The sequence below is a fragment of the Nitratidesulfovibrio oxamicus genome (assembly GCF_015731765.1).
Lineage (GTDB): Bacteria > Desulfobacterota > Desulfovibrionia > Desulfovibrionales > Desulfovibrionaceae > Cupidesulfovibrio > Cupidesulfovibrio oxamicus.
Genome location: NZ_VRYY01000599.1, coordinates 1 through 1,192, shown reverse-complemented (window position 1 = coordinate 1,192; position 1,192 = coordinate 1). Strand labels below are relative to the sequence as shown.

Here is a 1,192-nt window from a genome sequence, read left to right as displayed (position 1 = left end):
GGCGGCGTGGGCGCTGGACCTTGGCGCGCACGGGGTGAAGGTGGTGGGGGCCATCCCCGCCGGGTTGCCGCCCTTTTCGCTGCCGCCCGCGCCCGACGCGCAGGTGATGCGCAGCCTGTTCATGCCCGCCCTGGCCATTGCCCTGCTGGGCGTGGTGGAGGCGCTGTCCATCGCCAAGACCCTGGCGGGCGCGCGGGGCGAACAGGTGGACGGCAGCCGCGAATTCGTGGCCCAGGGGCTGGCCAACATATCCGCCGGGTTCTTTTCGGGCATACCGGGCAGCGGTTCGTTCACCCGCAGCGCCGTCAATTTCGTGGCCGGGGCACGCACCCGCTTCGCCGGGGCGCTTTCCGGGGTGATCACCTTGCTGGCCGTGCTGCTGCTGGCCCCGCTGGCCGCGTACATTCCCATTGCCGCGCTGGCGGGCATCCTGATGATCATCGCCTGGGGCATGATCGACAAGCACGGCATTGCCCTGGCGCTGAAGGCCACCCGGGCAGACCGCACGGTGCTGCTGACCACCTTTGCCGCCACCCTGCTGCTGGACCTGGAAAAGGCCGTGTTCGTGGGGGTGCTGCTTTCGCTGGTGCTGTTCCTGCGCAAGGTGTCGCGCCCGCTGGTGACACGCATGGACACCTGCGACAGCCCGGAATTGCAGGGGCTGCCCGCCGGACCATGCTGCCCCAACCTGGCCGTGTATTCCATCGAAGGCACGCTGTTTTTCGGGGCCGTGGACGAGTTGGAACAGCGGCTGTACGAATACGAGGATTTCGGCCACCGCGCGGTCATCCTGCACCTGCGCCAGGTGCACTGGGTGGACGCCACCGGGGTGCACGCCTTCCAGCAGTTTCTGCGCAAGTGCCAGCGACGCGGGGTGGCCCTGGTGCTGAGCGGGGTGAAACCCGCCGTGCGCACGGTGTTCGAACGGTCCGGTCTTGTGCCGCAACTGGGCGCGGGCAACATGGCGGAAACCCTGTCCGACGCGCTGGCCCTGTGCTACCGCCGCTACCTGAAAGGCGCGGTGTGCGACGCCTGCAAGCAGTCCAACGAGGGGCGCTGCCGCCGCGAACATCACCACGCCGGAGGCAGCGGCAACGCCAACGCAACGAACGGCACGGGCGAGGCGGCAGGGGGCGCGGCGGTTCCCGCCATCCTGCCGGATGCCCCTGCGGACGCCCATGCGGATGCGGGC

At 69.6% G+C, this 1,192-nt stretch carries 1 protein-coding gene; it reads left to right on the top strand.

Annotation, left to right across the window (positions count from 1 at the left end; all coding sequences use genetic code 11):
• On the top strand, positions 1-1,192 hold a 1,192-nt coding region (locus FVW20_RS16065; protein ID WP_196610386.1), incomplete at both ends, for a SulP family inorganic anion transporter.